Raw genomic sequence first — 4,895 nt, forward strand, 5'->3', positions numbered from 1 at the left:
CTCCAAGAAGTTGGAGGGGGTTATATCGGGGATAAATTTTCAAATCGATAAAAAGAAAATACATGCTTATTCTTTCGTATTTATTCGCTTATTGACGAATGAAAAATAAATTAACCGGACACCAATATACTCCGGCAATCAAACATATGAATTTCATTAAGCGGCATAAGCCACCTTGGGATGCTTGAAATAGCGACGGACTTGTTCGGGCCGCTTCAAAAGTGTTCTCATACACGAACGAGTTTTCTTTTCCAGATCCCCACGGTTGCGAACGGGTTTACCTGAGTGGCCTTTTGTTTTCAGATTGCCATTCAAATATCATCAGGATTGAGTTCAGGTGAACAGGAGGGGAGATAGAAAAATTCTATAAAGAAAAGCAATTTATCTTAAACCCGTGAGTGAAAAATGAAGAGTATAATCACTCAATTATATCAGTCGCTTAATATGTTTATTGACCCGCATGGCAGTTTCTCCTATAATTAATAAAAATATTAGAAAATTTGTTATATAGAATCTGAGCGAAGCGCCGGGTGATTTCATGGACAAATCAAAAATTCTCAAAACAAAATTCGAGCAAATAAAAAATAAAGATATCAACGAAAACTTCATTCAGAATTCTCCGACATTCTGTGTAGCCATCGACGGTCAAGGCAAAATCATCCTGATGAACAAGGCGATGCTTTCCACCCTGGGCTATACGGCCGAAGAGGTGATTGGCAAGGATTATATAGAGACCTGCATTCCAGAAGACCAACATGAGTTGGTTAGAGAAATATTCAGACGGCACATCGAGAACAGCGAAGCCATGCTAAACGAAAATGGTGTTCTCGGTAAAACGGGGCAGTTGTTTATTGCAGAGTGGCATTCGCGGCCCGTCATTGATGAAAACGGAAACTATATCTATCATCTGGGTGTCGGCATCGATATTACCGAGCGCAAAAAAATGGAAAACGCGCTCCGTGAATCTGAGAACAATCTTCGTATCATTTCCACGCAGCTAATGGAGGCGGAAGAAAAGGAACGACACCGCATCTCGCGTGAACTGCACGATGAATTGGGGCAAGCTTTGTCGATTCTGAAGCTTGATATCGGTTCGATCATGAGAAAACTCAATCCGGACCAAGTCGTTCTGCGTCAGGAGTGCAAACAGATGCGCGACTATATCGATAATGTGATCGAGAATGTGCGGCGCCTTGCCCGTGATTTAAGCCCGGCCATCGTACAGGACTTGGGTTTGAAGATTGCCCTCCGCGAGTTGGTCGATTCTATGTCGAGATATTACCGGGTGCAGAAGACTATAGAGTGTGACGATGTCGATGGTCTTTTTTCTCCGGAAACTAAAATCGCAATTTATAGAATATTCCAGGAATCTCTGAACAATGTTGTGAAACATGCCCATGCCACCAATATTTCCATTATTGTAAAGAGACAGGATGATCGTATCTGTTTTATTATCGAGGACGATGGAATTGGTTTCAATATCCATCAGGACGTGATGCCGGTGCGCAAGAAACGCGGATTGGGTTTGGCGGCGATCAATGAGCGTGTCAAAATGTTGGGAGGGTCTTTTGATGTTCAGAGTACAAAAGGGAAGGGTACACGATTGACCTATACGATTCCTGTGAAAAAGGAGATGCCTGAAAGTGGAGAATTATAATATTGTTATTGCAGATGATCATGCCCTGCTGCGAAAGGGGATTATCCGTATCCTCGACGAGGTTGATTATATCCATGTCGTGGGCGAGGCAGGTGACGGCCTGGAACTGATCGAGCTATTGAAGAAAAAGAAAGCGGACATGGCCATCATCGACATTTCGATGCCGAACCTGCGTGGTATCGAGGCGACAAAAGAAATAAAAAAGATGTATCCGAACATGAAGGTCATCATCCTGACCATGCATAAAAAGATGGAATATCTGCAACAGTCTCTGACCATGGGAGCGGACGGTTATTTACTGAAGGAAGATACGGATGAGGAACTCTTAATCGCCATAGAAAACGTGAGACGGGGGAAAGTTTATATTTCTCAGGCGCTTTCGGAAGAGGTGAATGACGACCTGATTAAACGCCACCGCTTCGGTCAGAAGAAAATTGCCTCCGAGACCTTAACTACCCGGGAACGGGAAATTCTCAAACTGATCGCAGAGGGCAAATCGAATCGGGATATCGCCCAACTCTTGTTCATCAGTACCAGGACGGTAGAGAACCATCGGGCCCACATCATGCAGAAATTGGGTTTCAAGAAAGTGACGGAATTGGTGACCTATTCCATCGAAAAGGGTTATATTTGATAAACCCGTAAAAAGTTGAAAACGTTCCAATGGTCATTCCGACTCCTTCGCTACGCTCGAGAATAAATTCCGCGAAGATTCTTCCTTCTCTTTTCTGCGGCCATCATATGATGGGCCTTGGCAGGGAATCCCTATCATGACGTAAAAATACATGAAGATCACGGCTAGGGGAAAATCCCGTAGTTTTGTCTGTTTTATCCTTCGGAAAAAGTCCCGCATTACCTTCATCTGAGTAAAATTACTCATCAGTAAATCAGTAATTACATCTATTTACCATTATTCTTAATTTTTGTATCTTATTGAGGAATACTCTGAAGCATGTCTCTCCGACATTAACAGGCCGTGTTTTGCAACTAATGGTAAGTCTTCGTTGCGGCGCCATGAAGGCGGGCGTTCGTAAAGAGATCAATACGTACGGATCTTGAGTCATTCAAATCATGAGGGGCAGGGAATCGAATACATGACCAAATTTGATTATGAAACCATAAAAAGCATCTATCAATTAAGATCGGATGGTTGGACCATTGCCAAAATTGCAGAGAAATATCGTGTCACACCGCAACGTATGGGACAAATCATTAAGCACGACAAACATTACCGCAATTCAACAGAGGATTGTACGTTGGGGCTGTCCTCGCGAGTGCTCAATTGCCTGCGAAGGGTATATATACCGATCGAGGCCACGGCCATTGCCGACCATATCGATGTTCTGCTCAGGACCGATGGTATCGGCAAGAGTGCTTTGATGGAAATCGGTAAAATGCTTTCAGATAGAAATATTATTGCCGACGTGGATGAATGGATCGAAAGGGGGCGACGGAAAAATCGGCTGTCCAATAACAGTGTTAAAAAGATGGGGCATTATCCGACGCCTTATAAAATATTTTCTAACATGGAAAAAGAGCACTCCATATGAAAATGTCCTTCCGAGATTATTTGTGTTAACCTGCCCATACTTATCGATTACTTTTTGATGAGCCCGGATTTGTAAGTAATATTACCCACCATTAAATACGTAAATCCCGTCATTTACCATTAATTCCCGTCCCTGTAAGTTAGATACTAGGGTTTTGTAAAATTTCTTTTCGCATGAGTTCCAAAAGCTGAGAAAAGGAGGTGAACTTAAAGAGGTTTATTCTATCTACCGGGGAAATCACAACGAGAAATCAAACGAAAAGGAGGAAGATGTATGGGAGGTAAAAGAAGGTTACTGATCGGTTTGATAGGGCTCTTAATGATAGTGGCCTGGGGCGGCAGTGCCTGGGCTGTTGAGTACGGCGATTTTTCCTTGTCCGGTTGGGTGAGAAACCAGATCGCCCTCGGTACGGCTGGGGCCAATCCGAATAACACTGGTCAAGACAAAGTGAATTTGAAGCTGTTTCATACGTCCGTGCAGTTGAAACCGCAGTATACCTTCACGAATGAGGTTTCCATGTTTGCCCGTCTGTTCGCGGCAAACGAGCAGGCCGTCTGGGACAGAAATGTCGATGACTTCAACGCCTTTCCCAAGAGTTATCCCGGCAGTTGGACGAAATCGGACGACACTTGGCAGTTGAGTGTGAAAGAGCTCTACGTGGATTATGATACGGAGATGTTCTGGCTCCGTCTGGGGAAGCAGCAGGTATCCTGGGGCCAGTCGGACGGCCTCCGTCTTCTGGATATCGTCAATCCGTTGGACATCAGCTGGCACGGGGCCAACCTGACGGAACCCTACCTGGAAGCCTTTGACAATCTGCGGGAGTCTCTCTGGATGGCCAGGGCGACCGTGCGGATTCCCTATTCGTCTGAAACCTGGAAGGATCTCCAACTGGAGGGCATTTGGCTTCCCGGACGTTTTGTCGGCACCATCATGCCTGAATACGGGTCTCCTTATAACCTTGTGCCGGACATTTTTAACCAGATAGAAGAAAAGCCTCATGGCCAAGAGTTCGGTTTCCGTTTTATGGGTGTCTTTAATCGCCTTGAATTTTCGCTCAATTACTTCAATCATTACGAGGACGACGGTCTTTTTACGAACATACGCCCCAGCTCACATCCGGATTACGTGTTGGACGTCGACGTGGCGCACCCGCGCGTTGATTCCTATGGGTTTTCCCTGACGTATGACGACAACCTGAACACGAAAGCTGTTTACCGGATGGAGTTCCTCTACGAGGATCGCCCCTATGAGTATAATAATGGTATTGACCGGCTGGGTACGGTCAAAGCCCTCCTCGGTATCGACCGTCCAACGTTCATCACCTTCCTGAACCCGAACCGCACCTTCGGATTAGGTTTCCAGATCTTCGATTTTTGGGTGACCGAAGGTGCCGATGACCTCAAGAAAGACAACATTACCTTGGGTGGTAGTCAGATCACGGAGCATGAGACTGGTATCAGTTTCAGCGCGGACACGGGATACTTTCAGGATCGAGTTAAGCCCAACATGCTCTACATCTACAATATCAGTTTGCGGACGAGTTACCTGCAGGTTGGATCGGAATTTCGTTTCACGGACAACCTGATCGGTTATGTCGGAGTCTCGACCTTCTGGGGTGGCAATGATCACAACGCCGCCAATGGTATAAACCCGGGATCGCTGGGATATTGCGACGAAGTCCAGAC

At 45.4% G+C, this 4,895-nt stretch carries 4 protein-coding genes; all 4 read left to right on the forward strand.

Annotated elements, in window-relative coordinates:
• The first annotated feature begins 538 nt into the window (after positions 1–538).
• On the forward strand, positions 539–1,657 hold the full coding sequence (locus tag LLG96_11235; GenBank protein MCE5250781.1) for a PAS domain-containing sensor histidine kinase: 1,119 nt from the start codon (positions 539–541) through the stop codon (positions 1,655–1,657).
• The gene (locus LLG96_11240) at positions 1,644–2,291 is read left to right on the forward strand and encodes a response regulator transcription factor (GenBank protein MCE5250782.1); all 648 of its coding nucleotides are present in this window, start codon (positions 1,644–1,646) and stop codon (positions 2,289–2,291) included. The genes LLG96_11235 and LLG96_11240 overlap by 14 nt, the downstream gene beginning before the upstream one ends.
• A gap of 460 nt (positions 2,292–2,751) precedes the next feature.
• Entirely contained in the window at positions 2,752–3,207 is a 456-nt protein-coding gene (locus LLG96_11245) for a hypothetical protein (GenBank protein ID MCE5250783.1), read from the forward strand.
• Between the two features lie 273 nt (positions 3,208–3,480).
• A partial coding sequence (locus tag LLG96_11250; protein MCE5250784.1) for a hypothetical protein occupies positions 3,481–4,895 on the forward strand: 1,415 nt, incomplete at its 3' end.

This window comes from bacterium (assembly GCA_021372535.1).
In the GTDB taxonomy this organism is placed as follows: Bacteria; Latescibacterota; Latescibacteria; order Latescibacterales; family Latescibacteraceae; genus JAFGMP01.